This window comes from Mesorhizobium sp. BR1-1-6, assembly GCF_020165355.1.
Taxonomy (GTDB): Bacteria; Pseudomonadota; Alphaproteobacteria; order Rhizobiales; family Rhizobiaceae; genus Mesorhizobium.
This window is the reverse complement of record NZ_JAIUHZ010000012.1, coordinates 78,700-104,085: the sequence shown is the minus strand read 5'-3', so window position 1 is coordinate 104,085 and position 25,386 is coordinate 78,700. Positions and strand designations below refer to the sequence as shown.

16 protein-coding genes are annotated in these 25,386 nt (G+C 60.9%); 13 read left to right on the top strand and 3 right to left on the bottom strand.

Going from position 1 to position 25,386, the window contains the following annotated elements:
* The 8 genes from LB545_RS21340 to LB545_RS21305 all read left to right on the top strand — a co-directional run bounded on the left by LB545_RS21340 (position 1) and on the right by LB545_RS21305 (position 10,146).
* Positions 1 to 759: a hypothetical protein gene (locus LB545_RS21340; protein ID WP_224705800.1), complete on the top strand. Its 759-nt coding sequence runs from the start codon at positions 1 to 3 to the stop codon at positions 757 to 759.
* Positions 756 to 2,504, top strand: coding sequence for an ABC transporter ATP-binding protein (locus LB545_RS21335; RefSeq protein WP_140498494.1), 1,749 nt, complete (start codon positions 756 to 758; stop codon positions 2,502 to 2,504). Before LB545_RS21340 ends, LB545_RS21335 begins: the two co-directional genes overlap by 4 nt.
* 24 nt (positions 2,505 to 2,528) lie before the next feature.
* A complete protein-coding gene (locus tag LB545_RS21330; RefSeq protein WP_318012553.1) occupies positions 2,529 to 4,085 on the top strand; it encodes an aldehyde dehydrogenase family protein in 1,557 nt (518 codons plus the stop codon).
* Positions 4,086 to 4,173: 88 nt separating this feature from the next.
* Positions 4,174 to 6,048 carry a helix-turn-helix domain-containing protein gene (locus LB545_RS21325; RefSeq protein WP_224705799.1) on the top strand — a complete coding sequence of 625 codons (1,875 nt, stop codon included), beginning with the start codon at positions 4,174 to 4,176 and terminating at the stop codon, positions 6,046 to 6,048.
* A gap of 112 nt (positions 6,049 to 6,160) precedes the next feature.
* A complete protein-coding gene (locus LB545_RS21320; protein WP_140498492.1) occupies positions 6,161 to 7,174 on the top strand; it encodes a flavin reductase in 1,014 nt (337 codons plus the stop codon).
* Between the two features lie 4 nt (positions 7,175 to 7,178).
* Positions 7,179 to 8,690 carry an aldehyde dehydrogenase gene (locus LB545_RS21315; protein ID WP_224705808.1) on the top strand — a complete coding sequence of 504 codons (1,512 nt, stop codon included), beginning with the start codon at positions 7,179 to 7,181 and terminating at the stop codon, positions 8,688 to 8,690.
* Positions 8,691 to 8,732: 42 nt separating this feature from the next.
* Positions 8,733 to 9,815 carry an LLM class flavin-dependent oxidoreductase gene (locus LB545_RS21310; protein ID WP_140498491.1) on the top strand — a complete coding sequence of 361 codons (1,083 nt, stop codon included), beginning with the start codon at positions 8,733 to 8,735 and terminating at the stop codon, positions 9,813 to 9,815.
* A gap of 16 nt (positions 9,816 to 9,831) precedes the next feature.
* A complete protein-coding gene (locus LB545_RS21305) occupies positions 9,832 to 10,146 on the top strand; it encodes an NIPSNAP family protein (RefSeq protein ID WP_140498490.1) in 315 nt (104 codons plus the stop codon).
* On the opposite strand, the gene LB545_RS21300 is transcribed toward LB545_RS21305, so the two are convergent.
* A complete protein-coding gene (locus LB545_RS21300) occupies positions 10,132 to 10,794 on the bottom strand; it encodes a cysteine hydrolase family protein (protein ID WP_224705796.1) in 663 nt (220 codons plus the stop codon). The genes LB545_RS21305 and LB545_RS21300 overlap by 15 nt on opposite strands.
* A gap of 220 nt (positions 10,795 to 11,014) precedes the next feature.
* Between LB545_RS21300 and LB545_RS21295 the strand changes: the two genes are divergently transcribed.
* The 3 genes from LB545_RS21295 to proX are packed head-to-tail and all read left to right on the top strand — an operon-like array spanning position 11,015 to position 14,258.
* On the top strand, positions 11,015 to 12,208 hold the full coding sequence (locus LB545_RS21295) for a glycine betaine/L-proline ABC transporter ATP-binding protein (RefSeq protein WP_140525291.1): 1,194 nt from the start codon (positions 11,015 to 11,017) through the stop codon (positions 12,206 to 12,208).
* A gap of 2 nt (positions 12,209 to 12,210) precedes the next feature.
* Positions 12,211 to 13,149 (top strand): ABC transporter permease, encoded by a 939-nt coding sequence (locus LB545_RS21290; RefSeq protein WP_140498487.1) that lies wholly within the window; start codon positions 12,211 to 12,213, stop codon positions 13,147 to 13,149.
* A 56-nt stretch (positions 13,150 to 13,205) separates the two neighbouring features.
* Positions 13,206 to 14,258, top strand: coding sequence for a glycine betaine/L-proline ABC transporter substrate-binding protein ProX (proX, locus tag LB545_RS21285; protein ID WP_224519139.1), 1,053 nt, complete (start codon positions 13,206 to 13,208; stop codon positions 14,256 to 14,258).
* A 285-nt stretch (positions 14,259 to 14,543) separates the two neighbouring features.
* Here proX and LB545_RS21280 read toward each other — a convergent pair whose 3' ends face one another.
* Together LB545_RS21280 and LB545_RS21275 are read right to left on the bottom strand one after the other, a co-directional pair.
* On the bottom strand, positions 14,544 to 16,253 hold the full coding sequence (locus tag LB545_RS21280) for an alkaline phosphatase D family protein (protein ID WP_224705794.1): 1,710 nt from the start codon (positions 16,251 to 16,253) through the stop codon (positions 14,544 to 14,546).
* Complete coding sequence (locus LB545_RS21275) at positions 16,250 to 20,389, bottom strand: GMC family oxidoreductase N-terminal domain-containing protein (RefSeq protein ID WP_224705792.1); 4,140 nt, start codon at positions 20,387 to 20,389, stop codon at positions 16,250 to 16,252. Before LB545_RS21275 ends, LB545_RS21280 begins: the two co-directional genes overlap by 4 nt.
* 416 nt (positions 20,390 to 20,805) lie before the next feature.
* On the opposite strand from LB545_RS21275, the gene LB545_RS21270 reads away from it, so the two are divergent.
* On the top strand, positions 20,806 to 24,558 hold the full coding sequence (locus tag LB545_RS21270) for an ATP-binding protein (RefSeq protein WP_224705790.1): 3,753 nt from the start codon (positions 20,806 to 20,808) through the stop codon (positions 24,556 to 24,558).
* A 46-nt stretch (positions 24,559 to 24,604) separates the two neighbouring features.
* Entirely contained in the window at positions 24,605 to 25,291 is a 687-nt protein-coding gene (locus LB545_RS21265) for a Crp/Fnr family transcriptional regulator (RefSeq protein ID WP_224705788.1), read from the top strand.
* Positions 25,292 to 25,386 lie beyond the last annotated feature (95 nt).

Below are 25,386 nucleotides of genomic sequence, written 5' to 3'. Positions count from 1 at the left end.
ATGTTTGTTGCCTATTCCGAACTGACTCGCGTCCTGCCGTGGTCGCTCAGGGCGCTGGGCTACGCGTTCGGAACCGCTGACCGGGGCGCTCATCTCGTTGCAACAGGTGCGGCGCTCGATCCGGCTATTCTGGATGGAATTCGCCAGGCGGGACCGCGGCCCTCCCATGGCTTCCGCTACCGGAAATCGAACGGGCTCACGATGCTGGACGCCGCCGGCGTTTCATTTCTGGAAACGGGACCTGCCGCGATCGATGCTCTCGCCGCGCATGCAGGCGGCGCCAAATGGGAAATGTGCCGGATATTGGCGGCGACCGAGCTGTCGCTTGTTCCGGCCACGCTGGTCGGTGCGATGGACTACAATCTCTCCTCTATCGGCATCATCGCCAGGGATGGAACCTTCGACTGGCTGTTGGCTGACCCCGACGCACGGGGTGTGCTTTATTCGGGCCGGGGCCGGGATGCCCTGGCGGCGCTCCTCGGTGAGGACACGGCGGTTCTGGAATCGATCGACGCCGCCGGGCTGACGCCGGGCTGCGCGCTTCTCATGGTCAGCGCCCGCAGGCCTGAACTGAAGGCGTCCGGGCACGTTGCCGTTCGGCCTCGGGAAAAGATCGCCATGGCGCACCAGAAGGGCATTCCCCTGTCGCGCGAGACGCTGGATGCGCTGTACGCGCTCGAAATGCTCACCTGGGCTCCAACTTCGGAGCGCTCTCGCTCGCAGGCGGGCTTCACTGTTGCACCGGCGCCAAACTCATGAGTGAACGGAAATCCGATCCAGTGGTCGAGGTAAAAGGCCTCAACGTCGCTTTCGGCAAGCATCAGGTGGTGCATGATGTCGATCTGGCCATCCATGCTGGCGAGACGCTGGCGCTTGTCGGCGAGTCGGGGTCCGGCAAGAGCGTCACCTCCATGACGATCATGGGACTGCTTTCCGGCAATACCCAAGTGACCGGTTCGGTCATCGTGGATGGCCAGCAAGTGGTGGGGGCGTCGACATCGACATTGCGGCGGGTGCGTGGCGGCATTGCCAGCATGATCTTCCAAGAACCGATGATGAGCCTGAACCCGGTTCTGCAGGTCAGCACCCAAATCAAGGAAATGCTGCGCCAGCATCGACCCTTAAGCGATGCCGAGGCGCGGGAGGAGGGCATCCGGCTTTTCGACCGCGTTCGCATTCCTGACGCGCGGCGGCGGTTCAATGACTATCCTCACATGTTCTCCGGGGGGATGCGGCAGCGGATCATGATCGCCATCGCATTGGCGTGCTCGCCGAAGCTGCTTATCGCCGACGAGCCGACAACAGCGCTCGACGTGACGATACAGGCGCAAATCCTCGATCTCCTGAACGAGGTCCAGCGCGATACCGGCACTGCGATCCTGTTCATCACGCATGACATGGGCGTAGTGGCCAACATCGCCGACCGCGTCATGGTCATGCACAAGGGACGCGTGGTGGAGACGGGAGCAGTAAAGGACGTTTTCGAGCGTCCGCGCGAGGACTATACGAGGATGCTGATCGACGCGGTCCCCCGCCTGGGGCAAGGCGTCGCCCGCTCCTACCGCGCGCCCGCCAAGGATGCTGTGCCGAAGCCGGTTTTGAGCGTGCGCAAGCTGGTGACCCGGTTCGACGTGCGTGGCGGGGCGATGCGTCGCAAGGTGGGGCGTCTCCATGCCGTCGAGGGTCTGAGCTTCGACATCATGCCTGGAGAAACGCTGTCGCTGGTTGGCGAATCCGGCTGCGGCAAGTCGACGACCGGACGCAGCATCCTGTTTCTCAATCCTCCGGATTCCGGCGAGGTGGTCTTCGACGGACGCACGGTGCGGCGCGACAACAGGTCCGATCTTTCGGATCTCCGGCGCAATGTGCAGATGATCTTCCAGGATCCTTTCAGTTCCCTGGACCCGAAGCAAAACGTCGGTGCGATCCTGGCGGAGCCCCTGCTATGCCATGGGTTGGCGACCAGGGCCAAGGCCCTGGACAAGGCGAAACATCTTCTGGAGCGTGTCGGCCTCGAACCGTCGATGATCACCCGTCTTCCGCACGAGTTTTCCGGCGGACAGCGTCAGCGAATCTGCATTGCGCGGACCCTGATGCTCGACCCGAAGGTCATTATAGCCGACGAGGCCGTCTCGGCGCTCGACGTTTCGGTAAAGGCGCAGGTGATCGACCTGCTGCTTGAGTTGCAGGAGGACCTGCGGTTGTCCTACCTCTTCATCAGTCACGACATGGCCATTGTCGAACGTGTCAGCCACCGCGTGGCGGTCATGTATCTTGGCGAGATCGTGGAGATCGGGCCCAGCCGCGAGGTGATAGGGAATCCGAAACATCCCTATACCCAGAAGCTGATGGCAGCGGTGCCGAACCCGGAGCCGGCCGCGGACAGGCACCGCTTGATCGGCAAGCCAGTGACGGAATTGCCGTCTCCCGTGCGGCCGCTCGATTTCATTCCGCCGAAGCGGCAGCCTCGCGCGGTCGGACCCGACCACTTCGTGATCGAGTGACAAGCTTTAACGGGGGCGCTTCAGATGGACGCCTTTGAACGAATCCGGGCAAGGCGCTTCCCGATACCTATGGAGAATTCGATGAACACACATGCTGATCAGTTCCGAATTGGAGAGAAGGCGGCGTCCTTTTTACGCCAGGAGAAAAAACTCCTTATCGATGGAAAATGGGTGCCGGCTCAGTCCGGGAAGGTTTTCGACACATATGATCCGGGCACGGGACGCATAATTGCACAGGTTCCGGAGGGCGACGCCGCCGATATCGACAATGCCGTCAAAGCTGCGCGGCAGGCCTTTGAAGAAGGCCCATGGAGCCGCATCACGCCCAGCGAACGTGGACGTCTCATCTGGAAACTGGCGGATCTGCTGGAACAGAACGCCGATGAACTGGCCGAACTGGAGGTTCTCAACAATGGCAAGCCGCTTGCCAATGCTCGGAATTCCGACGTCGCGCTCAGCGTGGATATGTTCCGCTACATGGCGGGCTGGGCCACCAAGATCACAGGGGAAACCATTTCGATCTCTGCGCCGGACAAGTACCATGCCTTCACGGTGCGCGAGCCGGTCGGCGTCGTCGGGCAGATCATTCCGTGGAATGCGCCACTGCTCATGCTGGCCTGGAAGGTAGCTCCGGCGCTGGCCACCGGCTGCACGATCGTGCTCAAGCCGGCGGAGCAGACGCCGCTGACGGCGCTGCGCTTCGGTGAACTGGTCCAGGAGGCCGGCATTCCCGCCGGCGTGATCAATATCGTGACCGGTTTTGGACCTACGGCGGGCGCAGCGATAGCCTCGCACCCCCAGATCGACAAGGTTGCCTTTACGGGTTCCAGCGAGGTCGGCCGCATCATCGTCAAGGCTGCCGCGGGCAATTTGAAGAAAGTGTCGCTCGAATTGGGAGGGAAGTCGCCCGTCATCGTCTTTCCCGATGCTGACATGTCGGTTGCCATTCCCGGTGTCACGCAGGGCATTTTTGCCAATAGCGGCCAGGTCTGCACCGCAGGATCGCGGCTGTTCGCCCACAAGAAGGTGTTCGACCAGATCGTGGATGGGATCGGCCAGCGGGCGGGGAACATCCGCGTCGGTCATGGCCTCAGCGAAGGCGTCCAGATGGGGCCGGTCATTTCCCCGGTCCAGTGCGACCGCGTCATGAGCTATATCGAGCAGGGCAGGAGCGCCGGTGCAACGGTGGCGTTTGGCGGCACGCGGATAGGCAATGAAGGCAACTTCATTGCGCCGACGGTGCTGACCGATACCCGACCCGACATGGCGGTGGTGCAGGAAGAGATTTTCGGTCCTGTCCTGTGCGCCATGAGCTTCGATGACGACGACCTGGAACAGATCGCGCGGCAGGCGAATGACAGCATCTTCGGACTAGCTGGCAGCGTCTGGACGCGGGACCTGAGCGTCGCCCACAAGATGGTACGGCGAATTCGCGCGGGCCGGATCGGGGTCAACGTACACGGCTCGGTGGACGCGGCGATACCCACCGGCGGCTTCAAGCAATCCGGCTGGGGCAGGGAACGGGGACAGGAAGGGCTGAACCTTTATACGGAGACCAAGTCGGTCATCATGTCGCTTTGAAGGCCTGCCAAACCTTTCGCGAACAGCCGGCAAGGTCGATCCTATCCATGCCGGCCATATGGCGGCGGCATGACCCCCGGTAACGAATATGACTGTGGCGCGCCATCGACCAGGAAGGCTATGTAACGATCGAGTACCGGCAAGCAGCGAGGTTCTGTTGAGCGCTTTGGATCGCCCGCTGTCACGCGTCCTGCGCGACGTGACCAGCCTCATCAATTCCAGCGTCGACCTCGAGACAACGCTGCAGCACCTTGTCGATGCGGCATGCCAGCACGATGCCTGGTCGATGGCGGCGGTGATGAGCATCGATCAGGCGGATGGCAATGCTGTGGTCGTGACCCGGCATGATCCTAGCCAGTTGACGAAGTCCTATCGCAACCGCTGGACGCTGGCGACAAGTCCATCCCTCATCGCGTTGACCCGCAATGATCCGGTGATCATTCGCGATGCCCAGGAGAGCATCGAATTTCCGGGCTATCGGGAAGAGGCAATCCAGCGCGGTTATCGCACTGTCGTGGTTTTGCCTCTGGGCTGCCGGGACATGGAAGACCGCGCGATGGTCTTGTCGGTGCAGTCGCGCGACGTTGTCGATCTGTCAGCGGCCGATCTCGCATTCCTGCAGACGATCGTCCATCTGGGCGCCATAGCCGTGGACAAGGCCCACAGGCTAAGGGCGGAACATGCTGCCGCCGCGCAACTCCAAAACGCACTTGCCGCGCATTCCTCCCTGATGCACCAGGTCCTGTCGGACGGTTCCGTCGCATCCGCGGCTTCCATGGTCGAAACCTTCCTGCCGAACGCAATCGTCGTGGTGGATCTGACTGCCAACCTGGTCGTTGCCGGACGTTCGCCCAAGCCGGACCTCATCGACACCGACCGCTGGCGCGAGGAGATGGACGATTGCATGAGCCGCCAGTTTCTCCGTCTTGCTCGCGATATCTCGGACCAGGCCGGGCTTGAAATGCGCAAGCTGTACCTGAACTGCGGCGGCCATCACCTCAACCTGCCGGCGGCGGTGGAGCCGTTGGTCGTGGATGGCAAGACGGTAGGGGCGCTGATCGTGTTTTCGCTCGACGCCAATTTCGGCGACCTCGATCATCTTCTTCTTCAGAGCGCTCGGTTCGCGCTCAGCGTTCAGTTGATGCGGAGCCATTTACGGTTCCAGACGGAATCGCAGACTTCCAGCGAATTGTTCATGGAAATCGTTTCCGGCAACTGGCGCAACGTGGACGATTTGACGGCGCGGGCGCGCCGGCTCGGCATTGACGTAAACGCCACCGCCAGGCTGGTCGCGATCGGCCTCCCGGAAACTGTGCCGGAAAAGAGCAAGACTATACCCGAACTGCACCGCTCCATCATGCGGCTCGCCGGCCAATTGGCGCCGCAGGCGACCGCCGCCGCATTGGGCGAGATCATTCTGTGCCGCATTCCCGACGCGCCCCGCGACGCGGACACGGTGGTCAAGACGTTTGTGCGCAAGCTGATCGAGGAAACGCAGTGGCTGATCGGCACCAAGCCGATCATCGTGGCGGGTAAGACCTGTTCGAGCATTCACGACTATCCCCAGGCATGGCTTGAATGCGAGCGCATGATCCGTCTTGCCGTCCGCTTCAACCGTACCGGGTTGCTTGCGCCCCAGGACTTCGGTCCTTTTCCGCTGCTGCTTTCGGCGGCCGACAGCAAGGAAGTGAGGTCGTTCGTGGATATCGCCATTGGCGCGGTCGTGCGTCACGACGAGGCGCATGCAACGGACTATATCAGGACCCTGACCGTCTTTCTGGAACACGGTTGCCGCAGCCAGGCCTGCGCGGACGCGATGGAATTGCATGTTACTACGCTTCGTTATCGCCTGAACCGTATCCAGGAACTGTTTGGCATCGAGATCGATTCACCCGAACGTCGGTTCGCGCTTGAACTGGCAATACGCCTCAACGAGACCATTGCCCGGGAGCAACCTGTCTGATGCGGTCTCTGCTTCGTGTCCTAGGAGTCTGACTGCCGCCTCTCCTGCGTAGAGCAGGAAGACCCTCTCTCACGTCCCTTTATCCTTCCACCCTCCTGGAGAGGCAGGACGCATGACGGACAAGAGGGAAAAAGAGCTGAGCACGATCGATCCAGTGGAACTGCGGCGAACGTTCGGCACCTTCGTCACGGGCATCACGGTGGTGACGACGCGGGACGAAGATGGTTCGCCGCGCGGCATGACTGCGAATTCCTTCACCTCAGTCTCCCTTGAGCCGCCGCTGCTGCTCGTCTGCATAGGAAAGAGCGCCAGCAGCTTTCCGGCATTCAACACGGCCGAAGGCTTCGCCGTCAACGTACTGCACGAGCGCCAGAAGGAGGTGGCGAGCCTCTTCGCCTCGAAGTCACTCTCCAAGTTCGAGACGATAGCCCATACTACCGTGCATACGGGCTCGCCGGTGCTCACCGACAGCCTTACCTGGTTCGACTGCACGGTGCATGACCGTATCGAGGCGGGAGACCATGTGATCCTGATCGGCCGGGTGCGTGCTTTCGGCACCAGCCCTGCCGCTCCGCTAGGGTTTTGCCGGGGGCGCTATGTCTGCGTGGAAGACCCGATGCCGCCTGGCTGGACGCCTTCCCATCGCATGATCATCGGCTACCTGGTCGAGCATGACGGCCGCATCCTGCTGCGCGACGATGGCGCCGGAGGCTGGGAACTGCCGACGGCAACGCACCGTAAGCCGGGCGACATGCTCAGCTTCGAAGGCGGCGGCGTGGTTGCGCCGCTCACCAGCGATGCGTTTCTCTATTCGGTCTTCGATGTGGCCGACCAGCAGCCCGGTTATGTCGTTTACCGTGGCGCGCTCGCGGGCCCGCCTGGCGAAATTCCGGATTTGTCGCCGTCGCTGAGGTTCTTTGCCCATGAAGAGCTGCCTTGGGACAGCATTCCGATCAGGCAGATACGCGCAACGCTGCGCCGTTACCTGCATGAGCGCGCGGACTCTCGCTTCGGGATCTACGTCGATTCCAGCGATGGCGGCCGGGTGGCGATGATAGACGGCGCCCCGCGTCCGTGGCGGTCGCTTAACGGCTTGGCCGGCGACCGAGAAACCGCGAAGGGATGAGATGATGGACCTGACGCTGAAGGTGATCGAAGGATCGCGCCAGGATCTTTTCATTGCCGGGGAGCGCCTCGCGCCGCGGTCCGGCCGCTACATGCCGAGCTACGATCCGACGAACGCGGCGCCTTGGTATGAGGTTGCCGACGCCGGGGCGGATGATGTCGACGCCGCCGTGCAGGCAGCCAAAAGAGCGTTTCACGATCCGGCCTGGCGCAGGCTGACGCAGACGGATCGCGGCAAGCTGCTGCGCCGGTTGGCCGATCTCATCGCGGAACACGCCGATGAACTCGCGGCCATCGAGACGCGTGACAACGGCAAGCTTCTGAAAGAGATGCGTGTGCAACTGCGCGCGGCGCCGGACAGCTATCTCTATTTCGCCGGAATGGCCGACAAGCTGCATGGCGAGACCATACCGGTCAATAAGCTCGATATGCTGAACTTCACGCTGCGCGAGCCCATCGGCGTGGTGGGCATGATCTCGCCGTGGAATTCACCGCTGATGCTGCTGACCGGCACGCTCGCACCCTGCCTGGCGATTGGCAATACGGTCGTGGTCAAGCCATCAGAGCATACTTCCGCGTCCACCCTTGCCCTCGCCGAACTGATTGCAAAAGCGGGCTTCCCGGCTGGCGTTTTCAATGTCGTTACCGGCAAGGGCGCCACGGCGGGCGAAGCGCTGACCTTGCATCCCGATGTCGCCAAGATCGCCTTCACGGGCAGTACGGCAACCGGCCGCCGCATCGCCGCCAACGCTGCCAGCCGACTTGTTTCGTGTCAGATGGAACTGGGCGGCAAGTCGCCTCATGTCGTATTCGCCGATACCGACATCGAGCGCGCGGTGAACGGCGTGGTTGCCGGCGTGTTCGCCGCTGCCGGGCAGACCTGTATCGCAGGCTCGCGCTGTTTCGTCGAAAAATCCATCTATGCCGCATTCGTAGAAAAGCTGGCGGATCGTACCAGGCGCGTGCGTATCGGCCATCCGACCGATGAGGACACGGAAATCGGTCCGCTGGCGCTCGCTGCCCAACTCGACAAGGTCGAGCAGTATGTGGACTACGGCGTCGCCGATGGCGCGCGGCTGGTTGCCGGAGGCCACCGGCCGCGGCGGGACGACCTCCCCGGCGGCTGGTATTACGAGCCCACGGTTCTGGCGGATGCGCGCAACGACATGCGCTTCATGCGCGACGAAATTTTCGGGCCCGTCGTGGGCGTCGTGCCGTTCGACAATGAAAGCGAGCTGATTGGGCTTGCCAACGACACCCAGTATGGGCTGGCGGCGGGTGTCTGGACCCGCGACATCGACCGGGCGCTGCGCTTTGCGCGCAACGTTGATGCCGGCACGGTCTGGGTCAATACGTATCGCTCTGCTGCTTACATGTCGCCCTCCGGCGGGTTCAAGGAGAGCGGTTACGGCAAGCGCGGGGGCTTCGAGGTTATGCGCGAGTTCTCCCGCCTGAAGAATGTCGTCATCGACTACTCCGGCGCCACGCAGGACCCGTTCGTAATCCGTTTGCGCTGACGCTCATCCGACGGTTCCCTAATATTCGAAAAGGTCATTGCCATGAAATTTTCCGTTTCCCTGAACATGGAGAGGTTCAGTCCCGACAAGGATATGCGCCAGGTGGCGGCTGAGACGCTGGAACTGGTCCGTATGGCCGATGCCGGCGGCTTCGAGACCGCCTGGTCGCCCGAGCATCACACGATTGAATTCACGATCGCGCCCGGCCCGTTCCAGTTGCTGGTCTGGTGGGGAGCTCATACCGAACAGATCCGGCTTGGCACCGCCACCATCGTCGCGCCGTACTGGACCCCGATCCGTCTCGCGGGAGAGGCCGCACTTTGCGATCACCTGACGGGAGGGCGGCTGGAATTCGGCATCGCCCGCGGCGCCTATCAGTATGAATTTGACCGTATGGCGGGAGGCATCCCGCAACAGGAAGGCGGCGCCTACATGCAGGAACTGCTGCCGGCAGTCCAGAAATTATGGGCAGGCGACTACGCCCACGAGGGTAAGTATTACCACTTCCCGCTGGCAACCTCGGTGCCGAAGCCCTTGCAGCAACCCAACCCGCCCATCTGGGTGGCGGCGCGTGACCCCGGCACATTCGATTGGGCGGTGCGCAATGGCCACAACATCCTCTCCACGCCGTTGTCGCGGCCGGTCGCGGAAATCGGCATTCTCGGCGACAAGTTCAAGAAGGCGGTCCAGGATCATCCCGAAGTGCCGAGGCCGCGGTTCATGATGCTGCGCCGCACTTGCGTGTATGAACGTCCCGAGGACTGGGAACTGCCGGTTCGCTACAGCTATCAATATGGGCGCAGCTTCGAGAACCTGTTCCAGAACATCGGCACGGTGAAGAACGGCTTTCCTGAAGCGGTTTCTTACGACACCGTTGGCAACAGCGGCGACTACGATCCGCGGTCGATCCGCGACAATCTCCTGTTCGGCACGCCGGACGAGGTGGTCGAAAAGCTGATGGTCTATGAAGCGGCGGGCGTAGACCAGTTCTGCCTCGGCCTCGCCTTCGACCTGCCGTTTGAAGTGCAGAAGAAATCGCTGGCGTTGTTCATCAAGGAAGTGATGCCCGTATTTGCGATGCGCGAGAAGGAAGCGGGCAGGGAAAAGTCGCGGGTGATCGCCTGATGGGAGCTGTCGCGCCATGATTGTCGAGGAACGCATCTACAAGATAAGGGCCGGCCGTCTCGCCAGATACATGCAACTTATCAGCGAGGAAGGCCTTGCCATCCAGCAGCCGATCTTGGGCAACCTGATCGGCTATTTCCGCACCGAGATCGGACCTCTCAACCATGTCGTGCATCTATGGGGCTATAGCGACCTGAACGACCGCGCCGAGCGGCGTCAGCGGCTGGCCGAAGATCCCGCGTGGCGGGCGTTTACGGTCAAGCTCACCGAGAATATCGAAACGATGGAAAACCGAATCCTGATCCCGACCGATTTTTCACCGCTGCGGTAGGTTCAAGACCTGGCTTCCCGCTTGCCCGACCGCGAAAGAATCCAGAACCCGGTCCGTGGTCATGACCCAGCCGTAGTTGCGTGCGAAAGCATCGAGCATGGCCTGCCGGCTGGGCGGATGGTTGGAAGAAACAGCATCCTCCACCACAATCGTGGGATAACCGAAATGCACGGCGTGACGGCAGCTATCTTCGACGCACATCTCCGCTACCGTGCCGACGAATACCAGACCGTCCACCGCAAGCAGCTTGAGCGTCTTGGCAAGATCCGTGGCATGAAAGGCGCTGAAATAGATCTTATCCAGCACGATGTCGCCATTCTGTGGCGCAAGCTCGTCAATCACCTCCGCGGCATCCCGCAGGCCCTCGACATCGCCGTAGGAGCGCATGAAACCCGGCACGCACGCATGGGTCGGCGCATCGGTCAGCTTGATCCAGGTCAGCTTGCCGGCCAGGGCCTGATACAGGGGGTCGGCAACGTATCGCGTGAATACCACCGGCTTGCCGTTGCCGCGAAACGCCGCAATGAGTCTGCCGATCGAAGGTATGGTTTCGCGCGCGGATGCAACCTCCATCGGCGCATGCCTGCGCACGAAATCGTTCTGCATGTCCACGACCATGAGGGCAGGGTTTTTAAGCGAAGCCAGCACGCCGTTTCTCCATACGGGCGTCCCGGATTATACCTATCCGGGTAGCGGAGAGCCTATATCATCGAACCCGCGAGCCGTATGCTTTCCTTCGTAGCACTGGGCTACGCGGGTATCCTGCCGAACAGGGGAAGACGGCGGGTGCAGTTCTATCTTCATTAATCGGGATCGTGGCTCTGGATGTGCTGACTGTCGTCCGCCAGGCCAGGAGTGGAGGACAGGTGTGACGGATCGCATAACGGTCGAGGGCGTGTACAAGATTTTCGGCAGATCGCCGGAATCGGCTTTGGCCATGCTGAAGTCTGGCGAGACAAAGGAAGCTGTGCTCCAGAAGACCGGGCAGGTCGTCGGCTTGAGCGACGTGTCGCTGTCCGTTCCTGTCGGTTCGATTTACATGATCATGGGCTTGTCCGGCTCCGGTAAGTCGACGCTTGCGCGATGCATCAATCGCCTCATCGAGCCGAATGCAGGGCGCATCCTTATCGATGGCGAGGAGATCACCGGCGCCAGCGAAGCGCGGCTGCGCGAAATCCGCCGGACGCGTATCTCCATGGTGTTCCAGCACTTCGGCCTGTTGCCGAACAGAACGGTGTTGGAGAATGCCGAGTTCGGCCTGAAACTGCGCGGTGTGCCAGCCGCCGCGCGCAGGAAGAAGGTGATGGAGGTGCTGGAGGTCGTCGGGCTGGCTTCTTGGGCAAATCATCTTCCCGGTACACTGAGCGGCGGCATGCGTCAGCGCGTCGGATTGGCCCGCGCACTCGCCACGGATGCCGATGTCCTGATCATGGACGAGGCTTTCAGCGCGCTGGACCCACTCATCCGCAGCGAAATGCAGGACGAACTGCTGCGCCTGCACAGGACTTTCCACAAGACCATCCTGTTCATCACGCATGATTTCCAGGAGGCGCTGAAGCTCGGAAGCCGGGTCGCCATCATGGCGGATGGAATGGTGATGCGCGAAGGCGTTCCGCAGGACATCGTGACCAAGCCCGGCAATGACTACGTCGCAGCCTTCACCCGCGACGTCAACCGGGCCCATCTGTTCGATGCGAGTTCCGTGATGGTGGAAAGCAGCCCGCTCCGGCTAGACGGACGTGCGTCCGGCGGCCGCGATGCCGATGGCGAACCGGTGTTCATCGTCGACGATTCGATGCAGGTCGTGGGTGTCGTCGGACCACGCCAGTTGCCACGCCTCGCCGATGGTTCGGCGATCCAATCATTGATGAGCAAGGACTATGAGACGGTATGCGGCACGGAAAAGCTGTCGGTGGTGGCCAGCCTGTGCCATCGAGACCGGCCGATAGCCGTTGTTGACGAGGGCGGCCGATATTTGGGGCGTGTCGATCCACTCCAGATCCTGTCCCGCATTGGCGCTCCGGCGGCGGCTTCCTCGCAATCCCGGGGAGCGGAGGCCTGATCATGCTGGATGTCGATAATCTCTATGTCATCCCGCTGGACCAGTGGATCCAGGTCGGCGTCCGCTGGCTGGCAATGCATTTCCGGCCGCTTTTCCAGACCATCAAGTGGCCCGTCGAGACCCTTCTGACCGCGATCGACCATGGACTCCATGCCATTCCGTTTCCAATCCTGATCGGGATCTTTGCCCTCATCGCATGGCGCTCCGCATCGCGTGGCGTGGCTATATTCACGCTGCTTTCGCTGACCCTGATTGCCTTCATGGGCCTGTGGGCGGAAGCGATTACCACCCTGTCGCTCATCGCCACGGCAATCGTGGTGTGCGTCATTCTTGGCATTCCAATCGGAATCCTGTGCGCGCGCCACGATCGCGCCTGGACCATCGTGCGGCCGGTGCTCGATGTCATGCAGACGACGCCCAGCTTCGTCTACCTGGTCCCGGTGGTCATGCTGTTCGGCGTCGGAACGGTGCCTGGGGCAGTCGCGGTCATCGTGGCGGCGATATCGCCGCTGATCCGCTTCACCAATCTCGGGATTCGTCTTGTCGACAAGGAGATGGTCGAGGCGGGGCGGGCCTTCGGTGCCACCGATCGCCAACTTCTCTGGGAAGTCCAACTTCCATTGGCCTTGCCAACCATTCTGGGCGGCCTCAACCAGACAGTACTGATGGCTATGGTCATGTCGGTGATCGTATCCATGATCGGGGCCGAAGGGCTCGGACTTGTGGTCCTGCAGGGGCTGGGACGTCTCGATGTCGGCATGGCTGCCGTCGGCGGCATCGCCATCGTCCTGCTAGCCATGATCCTCGATCGCATCACGCAGGGCCTGGCCAACCAGGACAAGGCCGGACCAACCCGGGGCATCCGGGCCGCCCTGGCTCAGTTGCTGCGTCCCAGAAATGAGGAAGCGGGGAGTTTCGAAACGAACCACCAGCAGGTTTGAACACCGTCTCGATCAGGCGGAACGACGCAACAAATATCACAACAAGGGGAGAATACATGTCGGCGAATTATCGATACCGCAAAGGGCTGAGACTGGCCTGCGCCATGGCTGTTGCAGCAACCATGATGGGTGGGCAGAGTTTTGCGCAGGATAAGCCTGGCGAAGGCAAGACCATTCGTTTCACGTCCTCCGACAGCCTGGGCGCCAACTATATTCAGGACCAGGTCCTGATAGCGGGCCTCGAGAAACTCGGTTACGACGTAAAGTTGTCGACCATGAACATGTCGGCGATCCTGCAGGCCATTTCGCAGGACGACCTCGACATGACCGGCGACATCAACTGGCCGCAGGCCGAGCCCGCCATCGCACAGATCTCGGATACGGTCGAACTGATCAATGAAGGCACGATCGCGGGCGGCGGCATCAACGGCTACATGATCGACAAGAAGACAGCCGAAGCCAACAACATCACCAATGTCTCGCAACTGAAGGACCCGAAGATCGCCGCCTTGTTCGACACCGACGGTGACGGAAAAGCCAATCTGGTGAATTGCGATCCCGCTTGGAAGTGCGGTGACGTCGTCGATTTCCAGGTCAAGGAGTTCGGCTTGAGCGATACGGTGCGCTCCATCCGCGCCAAATACGAGCCGCTGATCGGCGAGGTCTTTGCACGGGCCGACCGAGGAGAGCCGATCCTTCTTTACACCTGGAGCCCATCCTGGATCGTCTATCGGCTGAAGCCCGGCAAGGACGTGGTGTGGCTGCCGATCCCGTATGACGCTCTTCCCGAGGGCGTATCGAAACCGAAGACGCACGAGGTCAAGGACGTGGTTGGCTGTGCGGGGGGGCAGAACCCATGCCGCATGGCGGTTGGCCCATGGAACTGGCGCACGCTCGCCAACAAGAAGTTCCTGGCTGACAATCCGGCGGCCAAGAAATTCATCGAACAAGCGAAATGGTCGCTGGACATCTGGAGCCAGTGGGAAGGCGATCTGGGGGCCGGCAACAAGACCGACGCCGAGATCAAGAAGATCGCCAACGACTGGATTGCCGCAAATCAGTCGGAGTTCGATGGCTGGGTAAAGAATGCGGCTGCCGCCGGGAAATAATCCGGGCAGGCCTCTATCGTGGCCTGTTATCACAATGGTGGCGGACCCTGTCCGCCACCATTGTCGATTGAGGAGACCGATTGCCGGCCAAGCGTTTTCGCTTCATGGCGACGTTTCCTTATGGGGAGCGGCTACACAGGCTCATGCAAAGGGCAGGCGATCGTTTGGACATGCGGCCTCAGAGACGATTATCTCGGGATAAATAGCTGCCGCCGCGCCTGATCGAGCGCGGGCCGCTTGGTATAGTGAGAAAAACTGAGTGAAGCCTTATTTCACGCGCAGCTATTACTCTAGGTCGCGCGTGAAGGTTCCGTTCTCCTTGAGCCCCCCGCTGTCGTGGAACTTGACATCCAGACGCCAATGCGAACGGCGGCGGCATGTCGTTACAAGCGCGAAACCGTCGCCAGGGGCGAAACTTGTCTGCACCTCGCAACAATACGGCCCCTGCTCAGGATCGGGATCGGGAAAGCAAAAAGTCTCATTGGCCTGGAAATTGTCGGCAGTTCCGTTCGCAAACGGATATGGCGCGTACAGCGCCGAACTGTGGATACAATGCAGGATGCTCTGCTTGCCGGTTTTGCTGTTTGTTACACGAGCGGTGACCAGGCTGCTCACGTGCTCGTCACCCGACAGGAATACCAGTCCCTTTATTTCCTTGTTGCACACGAACCTGAGCAGTTTATGTAAGGAAAACGGGTATCCATCCCACGCGTCCGAACGCAAGGCACAAGTGGGGGCCTCGGCCACCTCCCGCCGCCGCGGCAGCACTGCCGAGGATGTGAGAACAAATTTGGGCATTTCGGTGTGTTCAGGCTTGGTAAGCCATTCACAAAGTTTGGCGAATTGCGTTGAACCCATGATCCGCGCTTCGCACCAGTTCGAAACCGTCCGTCCTTGACGTTCGGTGCGCGTGTCGCAAAGGAAGAATGGCATACCGTTGTGGGTTAAATCGTCTCGCCAGATGTGTGCCGGCAGGCGCTTTTCCAGCACCTCGGTCTTGCCACGTTCGTACCTGAAGTAAGCCAGTTTCCCAGGCTTTATGACGATATCATTCTTGCGCATCGCCGGGTCGGGGTCTTTTGCCCAATTGTCGCGAATCTCATGATCGTCCAGCATCATTTCAACCGCCATGTCCAAGCGCTGCATCACCGCCTTCACACCGCGGCTCTGGCCCCGGCGTTCGTAGGGTATTCGGAATCGGTCGTTGACTACCTTAGGGTCGAAAAGCCCTGCCGTAGCGTCGATATATACCTGATCGCCGGCCAGCAGCAGCAACGTTGGGGCGCCGGGTTTGCCCAGTAGATCGCCGAGCGCGAGCAGAGACGCATCCGCGGGCCCTCGTGTCGCATGCTGACCGTCGGGCATGTGGTCGAGGAAATCACTGGGGTATTGGCAACTTGCGAGAGCGAATGAAAGGTTCGATACCGCGCGGGCATCGCTCTTGTGCCGATGGCTTCTGTGCGACCTTCCAGGCCTGCCGACGATCAGGCCACCTCGCAAATCATCCAATGTGTCAGTCTCGAGCGCATACCGAATAGCCTCGGCGGCCCTCTTCACCGCGTTCTTGGCATGCGAACCTGTGTCGAGGATTTCAGGTGGTGATCCCGCCGCGTCGGGCAGTTTCGGTAACCGAGCCAAGCCGCCAATACCCTGCGCCTGAACGTACAGCAGCAAGACCAGTACCTGCTGCGCTTCAGGCCACTCATGGAGCGGAACTTCAAATACGTAAGGAGATGCGGGTTGCTTAATATAGTAATGCGGAAGACTATTATAGAGGCTATCGTCCCTCTGTCCTTTCTCGTCGCCGCGGCTCGTAACCGGCGGACCGATCATGTGCAGGCGGTCGCGCTTTGCGTAGACGGGAACAATGAAAGCTGCATGAGGCAAGCCCCGCCCTCCGCTATCGGCCGCTTGCACCAGGATCTTGCCCGCCTCGACCTCTACGCGCACCCCGAAGGCGGGCGCCCTGGCTTCAGAGGGGAGAGAATGTGTCATGGCTTGTCCTCCAAGGGGCCCGGCATATCGGAGATATCCGGCATTCCGAGGTATTTCGCTATAACGCCGCAGATCGACGAGGCGTCTTTGCCGATCAGGCAATCCTGATGACCGTGGCCGGCAATGCACCAGGTCAGGTAGGACGGTTGGCCGAGCGCCAGGAACTGGCCGCTTTTGTCAATAAGATCCCTGATTTCTTCCTCCGATTGCACCGCCTCGACCGCATGCAGAGATGAGTTCAAATGCGGCACGCCGGCCCCTTTGAGCATATTTCGCATCAGTCTTAGCGTTGAGGGGGCGACCAAACCGTTTTCCGCTCCATGGATCGACATCATCGGGAACTTCAGTCGATCCCTCACCCGGTCCGGCAGCACATAACGATTTATGCCGGCGCGATCGGTCACGGTGTTGAAGCCAGCAAAATGTATGACCTGCGAGACTGTCTCGACGCTGAGCGGGCCGAAGAAATCGTCGATGTGGTCGAGTACGAGGTCAGAGAGATTGTTGAGCGAGAAGGTGCGTGCATAGAGCGCGTCCATCCGATGTCTTGTGCCGACCCAAGGCGTCGCTTTGCCTGGGGGCCAGAGGGGATTCTCGCGCCGATACTCGTCGGACGGCAGCCACATTGCCGAGAGCGCTCTGTCGAGCAATTGACCGGCGAGCGAGATATCGCCATGCGGACTAAACACATAGTCTTCAAGTTGAAGAAAATAACGTACATATCGCATCACATATGCGGCGAGCACATTTGCCGAACTCAACAGCATTGCCGGGCCGACTTGCGAAAACACCACGCGCCCGATCTTATTGTGCAGATTCCTTCGATCATGCTCGCCAAGCACTGCCATGCTGAACATTGCCGCGCCCATGCAATGGCAGACGACATCGAGCCTTTCCTGCCCTGTCGCAGCCAGCACGTGTTGGACGGCGATCGGAATGTCATTCTCCGCCATCTCCTCAAAAGACCAACCGCCTGTGGCGGTAGTCAGGCCTGAACTCGATCGCATATCGAGCACCCAGACATCGCGCCCAGCATCACACAGCGATTGAGCGAGGTTGCCGGGTACGGCAGCATGAGCAAATGTGGTGCCGCTCGCACTGTAACCATGGATGAGCAAGACGGGGCGTTTCGGGACGCCCTTCTCGATCACCTTTGCGGAACTGCCGTCATAGCGGGCCAGGCGAATGCGGATCGGCGGGCTGAGCTGACCTTTCAAGGTCAACCAGTCGATTTGGGGCGCAGGTAAGCCCGGCACCGCCCCGGGCAACCGTTGTGGTTCACGCGCAGATGGCGGGTCGGGGCGGCGAAAACTCAGTGCATGTATCTGAAGCACGACGCGAAAACCGTAGAGTATGAAAGAGGCCAGATCTGCCAGTGCCGCGACACGGTCTTGCTGCCCCACTATCCGCAGCAGAGGCACCGATTGCCGCGCCAGGTATCGTTTGTTTAGCTCTAGCGACGGTAGCTTCTTGCCAATGACGGTCTTGCTCATCTGCGGGAAAACTTCGACCGACATCTCCATCAATTGCTGCCAAGGGCTGGCGCCGCGCGCATAGGTGAGCCGCTTCACCGCTCTGATTTTCTTCTGGGTGAACAGAGAGCTGTCGAACCTCGCGCCCGTGCCGAGATCTTCCGGCTCGACAACCTTGTCGATGTGCAAATCGTATTCGATCAGGCGGACCCCGCCCGCACGCGAGCACAGGTGCAGAATGTCGAGCAGTCTGAGATGGGATGCCCCTCCGCTAGGCGGCGTGAAACGCAACCATTCCTGGCCCTGGCGGACCAAGCGGTAAGCAAAGTCGCGCATCCCGCGGTTGAGCGCCCACGCAAGGATAGCGCGCAGCATTCGGGGCACGGGGCGCGATTTTTCCAGATCGAACAGGTGGAGCGATCCCGAGATCTCCGCCTCGAGCGCAACATGGCTTTCATAGGCCTGATCTGCAATGGGGTCGAACTCCTTTCCTGCACGCAGAATGCGCAGCCGACCATGGGCAATCGGCAAACACCGTCCACGGGGCGTTTGCAGCGCGTAGAGATCGGTGAGCACCACCGGCTTGGTGGTTAGCGTCAGTTCGACCATGTGTGGTTTCACACCGTTGCCGCGCATAGCCAGAGGGACCTTGCCGCGCACCTGTTCGGTCAGTTCGATGCTGGTAGGCGTAGGCGCAGGGTTCGTCCGCGGCGTGGAATATATCGGCCGCGTTTCGCCACGAGAGTTCCCAGGCAAGGGTGCATTGGTCAAACGGCCGCCACTGAGTTGCCATTCCTCCTTGAGCTCGGTGATCGCTCGCAATGCCAGAACGGCTATGGTCAAGGCGGGATTGATGCCCAGCGACGTGGGCACGACCGAGCCATCGAGCACGATCAACCCTTCGTGAGTGCGTCTGAGGCCGACCGCGGCGGCATCGAACACGCGGCCGCAATGATCGGTCACGCCTTGGCGAACGTCGTCACCCATGGCGCAGCCCCCAAGGGGATGCACCGTCAGCAGCGGCCCGCGTTGGCGACCGAACACGGCTTCGAGCCTGTCGGACAAAGGTCGCCACAACAGGTTGTTCACCAGCCGTCCGCCCAATCCAGACTCTCGAAGCAACTTGCCAAGGCGCGCATGATGGTTCTCCAGCCGGGGGTCCAGTCGCAACTCCGGCCAGCGCACCGTGAGCATCCCGTCGGCGAGCATTTTTTCAGGATCGTCTTGCTTCTCATCGGCGCTGTTTTGCATCGAGGGCCCTAGCGCCAGTACTCCCTCCGCGTCGTCGCGGCCGATCATAGCCAACACCAGGGAGTTGGTGATGGCGGCTGGATTGACGGCTGCATCGTCTGCCCGTGAAGGATTCGGCTCATGCTTCGCCCAGTCGCCATCGGCGACGCGATTGAGCACATCGAATGTGGTGGCGCTTTCCTCAAATAAGCGGCGCAGCGGTCCCGGTACGGCAAGATCCTGGATCACCAGGTCAGTAGCCGCGTTGCCGTCGCGCAGATCGATCATTGCGGTTATCGTCGGGCCGACCGCGCGACCGCAATCCTCGCTTTTGATGTTTGGGGCCGGATTCTCGGTTTCGTCAGCGACGCCATTCACCCGTGCCGCCAAATCATGGGCAACGACGAGCATGTCACCATTGGCGGAGAACTTGCTTCCCAGCTGATCGGAGAACTTTATCCCGCGGATTTGCGAGCGCATCAAAATTTCCGTCGAGCCGAATGTGCCTGCTGCAAGGATCACGCGCCTCGCCAGCAGCGCGAACGGCTTCCGCTGGTTATCGCGTAGATGGCCGTCGGTGTGATTGACGTCCAACTGCCATCCTTCGCCCGCGCGCAAAACGCGCAAGACGGTGGCGCCAGTGACGATTCGTACTCCGCTTTGTCGAGCCAGCCGCAACAAATTCAGGTCGAGGGATTCTTTGGCATTGTAGTTGCAACCAGTGGCGCAGTCGCCGCAACGGCGACATTCGCTCATCGCGACCCCGGCGTGGTTGGTGTGGCAATCGGAAGCGACGGTTATGTGAGCGGGTCGTGCTTTGCCACCAGCCAAATTTCTAATTGCTTCGGACTTGGCCAGGAAAGGCTTGGTGACACGTATCGGCTTGGCTCCCAGCCAATCGCCCAGCCGTTTAGCCGTCTCTGTGAGCGTCGTATCTCTGCGGATTTTGGTGGGCCAGCGTGCTTCCCGGAAAATCGCCGGCAGCGGCATCTCCATCACGCCGGCGTTAATTAATGAGCCTCCACCCAAGCCACACGCGACGAGAGCTACCGCGTCGTCGCTGCAGCGCAAGTCGTAAAGACCATCGAACACGCCGCGTTGGCGTTTCGCAAAGGGGGTGGCAAAGCGGACGTGGCCGCCCAGATCGGCCAATCGCGAAGGGAACATTCCGGCCAGGTACTCCTTGCCGCGTTCCAGTACGCAGATTTTTAAAGATTGGCCTTGCACATCCTTGCAGGCGCTCAATTCGGCGGCAGCCACCGAGCCGCCATAGCCGCTGCCAACGATGGCAACATCAAAGTCATATCCGCCCTTGACGGTTGTCCTTTCCCTATCGGCGATCTGCGGAAAATCGTGGACCAATGTCTCGAGTCGGTGCGAGAGCCAAGCCGTCGCACGTGGCGGCTCCGGCGCTGCCTTGATGTGTACAGGCAATGCGTCCTCCCTAATTTAGATATCAATCATATACGAAATTTGGTGTAACGTCAGGAAGTCACGCAATCTATCGGGGCGATATTCATTCCCTTTAGTAAGTGCGCGGTCGGCGGTGCCTTTCTCTGCCCTGAAACCATGGGCACGGCTGCGGGAAGGAACCCATGGAGGGTACTTGCGAGCTACTTGAGAGTTTTCTGCCGCTGGAATTACTCGGTAGAATTCACGCACTTCGAGCGGATGGCCCAGTAGCCGTCGAATTCCCGGCTGCAGTGGTGTTTGTCGATGTGTCCAGATACACGGCCTTGGTCGAGCAACTAGCACGACGGGGGCAAGAAGGACTTGAAAGAATCCCGAGCCTGCTTAGTCACTCCTACGCGCGATGCGTAGAGCAAGTATACAATCGTGGAGGCGAGATTTTGTACCTCGCTGGCGACGAACTGCTAGCCTACTGGTCGGCGGATGTCCGCGGACTTGAAAGCGCGGTGCGAGCGGCGACAGCCTGTGCCAAGGCAATCTGCGGCGGCCAGAACGAGCGTTTGGAGGACGGAACAGCTGAAATCGCACCCGCGCTGCATGTTGGAGTAGGGGCGGGGCCCCTCTGGGCGGCGGCTTTGGGCGGCCAGCCGGTCTGGACGCTCTTTGCAGGGGGAGATGCCATCATGCAGGCCGCTCAGTCCCAAGCGGCTGCGCGCCGATGGGAATATGTACTTTCCGACAAAGCCAACTTGGCCCTTGCGCAGCCGTCTCAATCGCGGCGCAGTCGGCCTACGCTGGCTTCTCCGCCTCCGGGCTGGCTGGCAAGGTTTTTGCCTTTGCAGCTCAGGGACCTGCTGTCCGAAGCCGACTTGCGCTCAGTTGCCGCGGACAGCGCCGTTGCCATCCGTTCCGAAGAAGATCGTCCAACGACCGCCCGCTTAGACGCCCTGGCGGAGATTAGGCCGATCACCGCCCTTTTCGCGCGAATTGCCGGACTTGACCATCGTCAACCTCAGGCGCTTGCGCGCTATCAATTGCTATGCGCGACCCTCCAGGAGGATCTGCGTTCGCGCGGTGGGCCGGCCGGCGAGTTGCTCTTCGACGACAAAGGTCTGATTTTCTTTGCGACGTTCGGAGCGCGAGGCAGTTTCCACCGCGACGATCCTTGCCGTGCCGTCGATGCTGCTCGCGCGATCCGTCTGACGGCCCAACGCTTGGGCCTCTCCGCGTCGATGGGCGTGGCTACCGGCGATGCGCTTTTTAGTGTTGTCGGAAGCGCACGCCGGCGCCAGCTGATGGTGATCGGCGCGCCCGTGAATCGGGCGGCGCGGCTTATGACGGCGGCATCGGCAAACGTTCTCTGCGATGCACCAACAGAGCGAGCCAGCCGGACGGCGTTTTGGTTCGAAGAACACGGCACGTTGCAACTGGACGGACTTGGGGACATGGCAACGGTATTTTGTCCCATGGATCCGCGCGCCCCGGTCCAACCTCTTAGTCCGCTGATTGGTCGGCAGAGCGAGCTGGAGTTCCTGAAACGTACGTTCGAGGAGACCCGCCGTGGAGGCAGGCGTTTGCTCGTTGTCTTGGGTGAGTCGGGCATTGGAAAAACCGCTTTGATCAGAGCTTTCACGGACGAACTGCGCTCAACCGCAATCGAGGTTTTGACCGCGCGCGCCGAACGTGACGATCGCCGGACATCGCTCCTGCCATGGCGGCGGGTGCTTGTGTCCCTTCTCGGCCTACCGTCCGACAGCGATGGATTTGCGGTGCTTGATGTCGTCACACAACGGGTTCAAGGCAACTCGTCGCTCGTTGGGCGACTGCCCTTGCTAGGTGATGTTCTGAGCATCGAAATTCCCCAAAACGACGGGACGCGACATCTGGAGGGACCTCATCGCGCTGATGCCACCATGCGTCTTTTGGGTGATCTCATGGATAACTTGGCACCGCGCCCGTTGGCATTGGTCCTGGAGGACAGTCAGTGGCTGGATTCGGCATCGTGGCGCCTCGTCGAGTGGGTTCTCTCATCTCTGTCCTCGTTGCTTCTGGTCCTGTGCGTACGCTCGGACGAAGTTCCGGAGGAGTTAAAAAACCTACGAAGGCGAGCCGAGGCCACAAGAAGGAATACATCCGGAACGGAACCTGACGATCCCGCGCGCCTGTGTCGTATCCTGGATCTTGAGGAACTCAGCGAGGCGTCGATTTGCGAACTGGTCGCCCGCACGCTCGGGTATGTGCCCCCACATGGCGAACTGGCGCGCCGGGTCTCGGCCTTAGCCGGTGGCAATCCGTTTTTCGCCGAGGAGATAGCGCTGACATTAAAGAGCCAGGGGCTCATCGCCATACGCGATGGTTTGTGGTGTCCGATCCGCCCGCTCGAGAGCCTTCGATATTTCGAAGGTGTCGATCGGGTCATTCGGGAGCGCGTTGATCGATTGGAGACCTCAGTCCAGCACGTTCTCAGGGCTGCGGCCGTGATCGGGCGTTCATTTACCGGCGAGGCCCTGGCGACGTTGCTCGAGGGCGAGTTGGATCACGACGGTGTGGGTGCAGCTGTCGAGTCGCTCGTGGCGGCGCATCTCGCGCGTCAGGGCACTGGATCAGGGAACTACGAGTTCCGTCATGATCAAATCCGAGACGTCGTTTATGGCTCAATTCCCAGTGAAGTGCGACAGCGACTTCATGCAGCTCTGGCCGCTTGGATCGAGTCGAGCCAGTCGGCCGCCATGGGCGCGGATGTCGCGGCCCTCGTTCAGCATTTTGAGGCCGCCGGAAACAATTTCAAGGCAGTTGGATATGCCAATTTGGCAGCAATCAAGGCGCTGCAGGTCGGTGCGTTTCGAGAGGTCGAGGCGTTTCTGGAAATCTGCTTGAGATACGAGTCGAAGCAGCCTTGGAGTGCTGAGCAAAGACTTCAGTCGGTGCGTTGGCGCAGGCAGCTCGGCGAGGCCCATTACAGTCGTGGCGACCTCCATGCTCAGGGCATTTCGGTGAGGCGCGCCCTCACCTTGGCGGGCACGCCGGTTCCACGTTCCTCGGCAGCCCTTTTGATGCGGCTGCTTGGGGGTGGAATGCGGCTCGCGTTCCAACAAGTGTTCCCTCCTTCGCTATGGTCAACTCAGGGTGGTGTGCTGGACTCCTGGGAGCGAGAACTAGCTCGCTGCCTTAACCAGGCGGCGGTCGTGGACTATTTCGAGCTTCGCTTTTCGCGAGCGTTTTCCCACACCGTCGCGGCTGTCGCCCATGCGGAGCGCACGGGGCTCACCATGGAGATGGTGATCGCGTCCGCCCAACTGGCATGCGGGCTGGGAATTCTGGGGCGCCGGCGCGCTTGCAACTACTTCATGGCAAGGGCAGAACGGGTGGTGACTGCGCTCGCCGATCCAGCGGTCCATGCCCACCTGTGTAATCTCGATGCGCTCTGGCGCATCGGCCGCTGCGACTGGCTGATGGTAGATCGTCGTCTGGATCAGTCTCAAGAGCTGTGTCTAAAGGCGGGCGATCAACTAAGTTGGTGCAACGCCCAGGCCATGCGCTTCTGGTCAATGTACTACCGCGGTGAATCGGGTGCGCTGGAGTACACCGCCCAGGCGCTGCTCTCCCGCGCGCAGAACAGCGGAAACCTCCAGCAAGAGATTTGGGCGCTCCGATGCAAGTCGTTGTGTGTGCTCCACACGGATAGCCCCCGTGAAGCGGTCGACATCCTTCGGCTGACCACGTCCGCTATGGTCGGATCCGCCGATCTCGCCGACTTGGTCTCCGCCAAAGGGTCGCTTGCGCTCGCGCTTGCACGGGTCGGGCTCCATGCTGAGAGCCTTCGGGCTGTGGTCGAGACGCTACGCCTGCTGCGCGAGATGCGTCGCCCGACTGTGCACAGCACACTGCCCGGCATTGCCGGCGTGTGCGAAGTGCTTCTGCGCGGCAGGGAGGCAGGCCTCTCGCGCGAGTACGACCAGTGGCGCCATTGGGAGCGCCAAGCGCTGCATGAGCTCAAGCGTTACCGCCGCGCGTTTCCTGTCGGCACCGCTCAGTATGGGCTGTGGGTCGGCGTGGCCCATTGGCTGGACGGGCGCGGTGACCGCGCCGTCTCTACTTGGCGGCAAGCACTCGCGGCTGCACGGCGCCTCTCGTTACGCAGGGATCAGTCGATCATTGCGGCCGAGCTGAGGCGCCGGCAAGACAAGATCTAAGATACTCTCCTGCGTTGGAGTATCCGATCGGCAACTTGGGGGCGACATGGCTTTTGGCGGCGCGAACGAAAGAAATGATCTCCCGCGCCTTGCACGGATCGATCCGCGCCTGTTCGATCTTCTTTTCAGCGGCTGCAAGGTTGAACGCCACGCGGCGGGCCAGATCCTCTTCGTCCAGGAAGATCCATCCGATCGTATTTACGGGGTGATGAGCGGGACGGTGGAGATCTCGATGTATTCGCCGGGAGGCCGGAAGCTGGTGGCCAATATCGAGCTTTCGCACAGCTTGGTCGGAGAGATCGGCGCGCTCGACGCGCGCCCGCGCACCGCAACCGCCACTTGCCTGACCGTTTGCGATCTGGCCTCGCTCGGTCGGAAGCAGCTCTTCGATCGCATCGAAAAAAACCCACCTCTGGCACGCGCCATGATAGAGCTTTTGTGCGCACGGCTGCGTTGGGTCAGCGGCGAACTTGGCGATCAGGCTTTCTTCGGCATTGAGGCCAGGCTGGCAAAACGACTGGTCTTTTTGGCCGGCGTTATGGCGGATGGCTCAGGTTGGATACCGATCTCCCAGTCCGAACTGGGGGAGTTCCTGGGCGCCACGCGCGAGTCCGTCAACAAGACACTTAACGATTGGCGCAACCGTTCGATCATCGCAATCAAGCGTGGTGGCCTGCGCATAAGGAACGCCGGTGCGCTTCGTCACATCGCCGAGCCACAGGACGATGACTGATGTCGCCATTCGCAATCGGCGCGCGCGCATCAGAGCCGCGAAATTAGATTGCGCAACGAAGACCGGATCGGCATGAAGGGATAGTCCTCCACCTG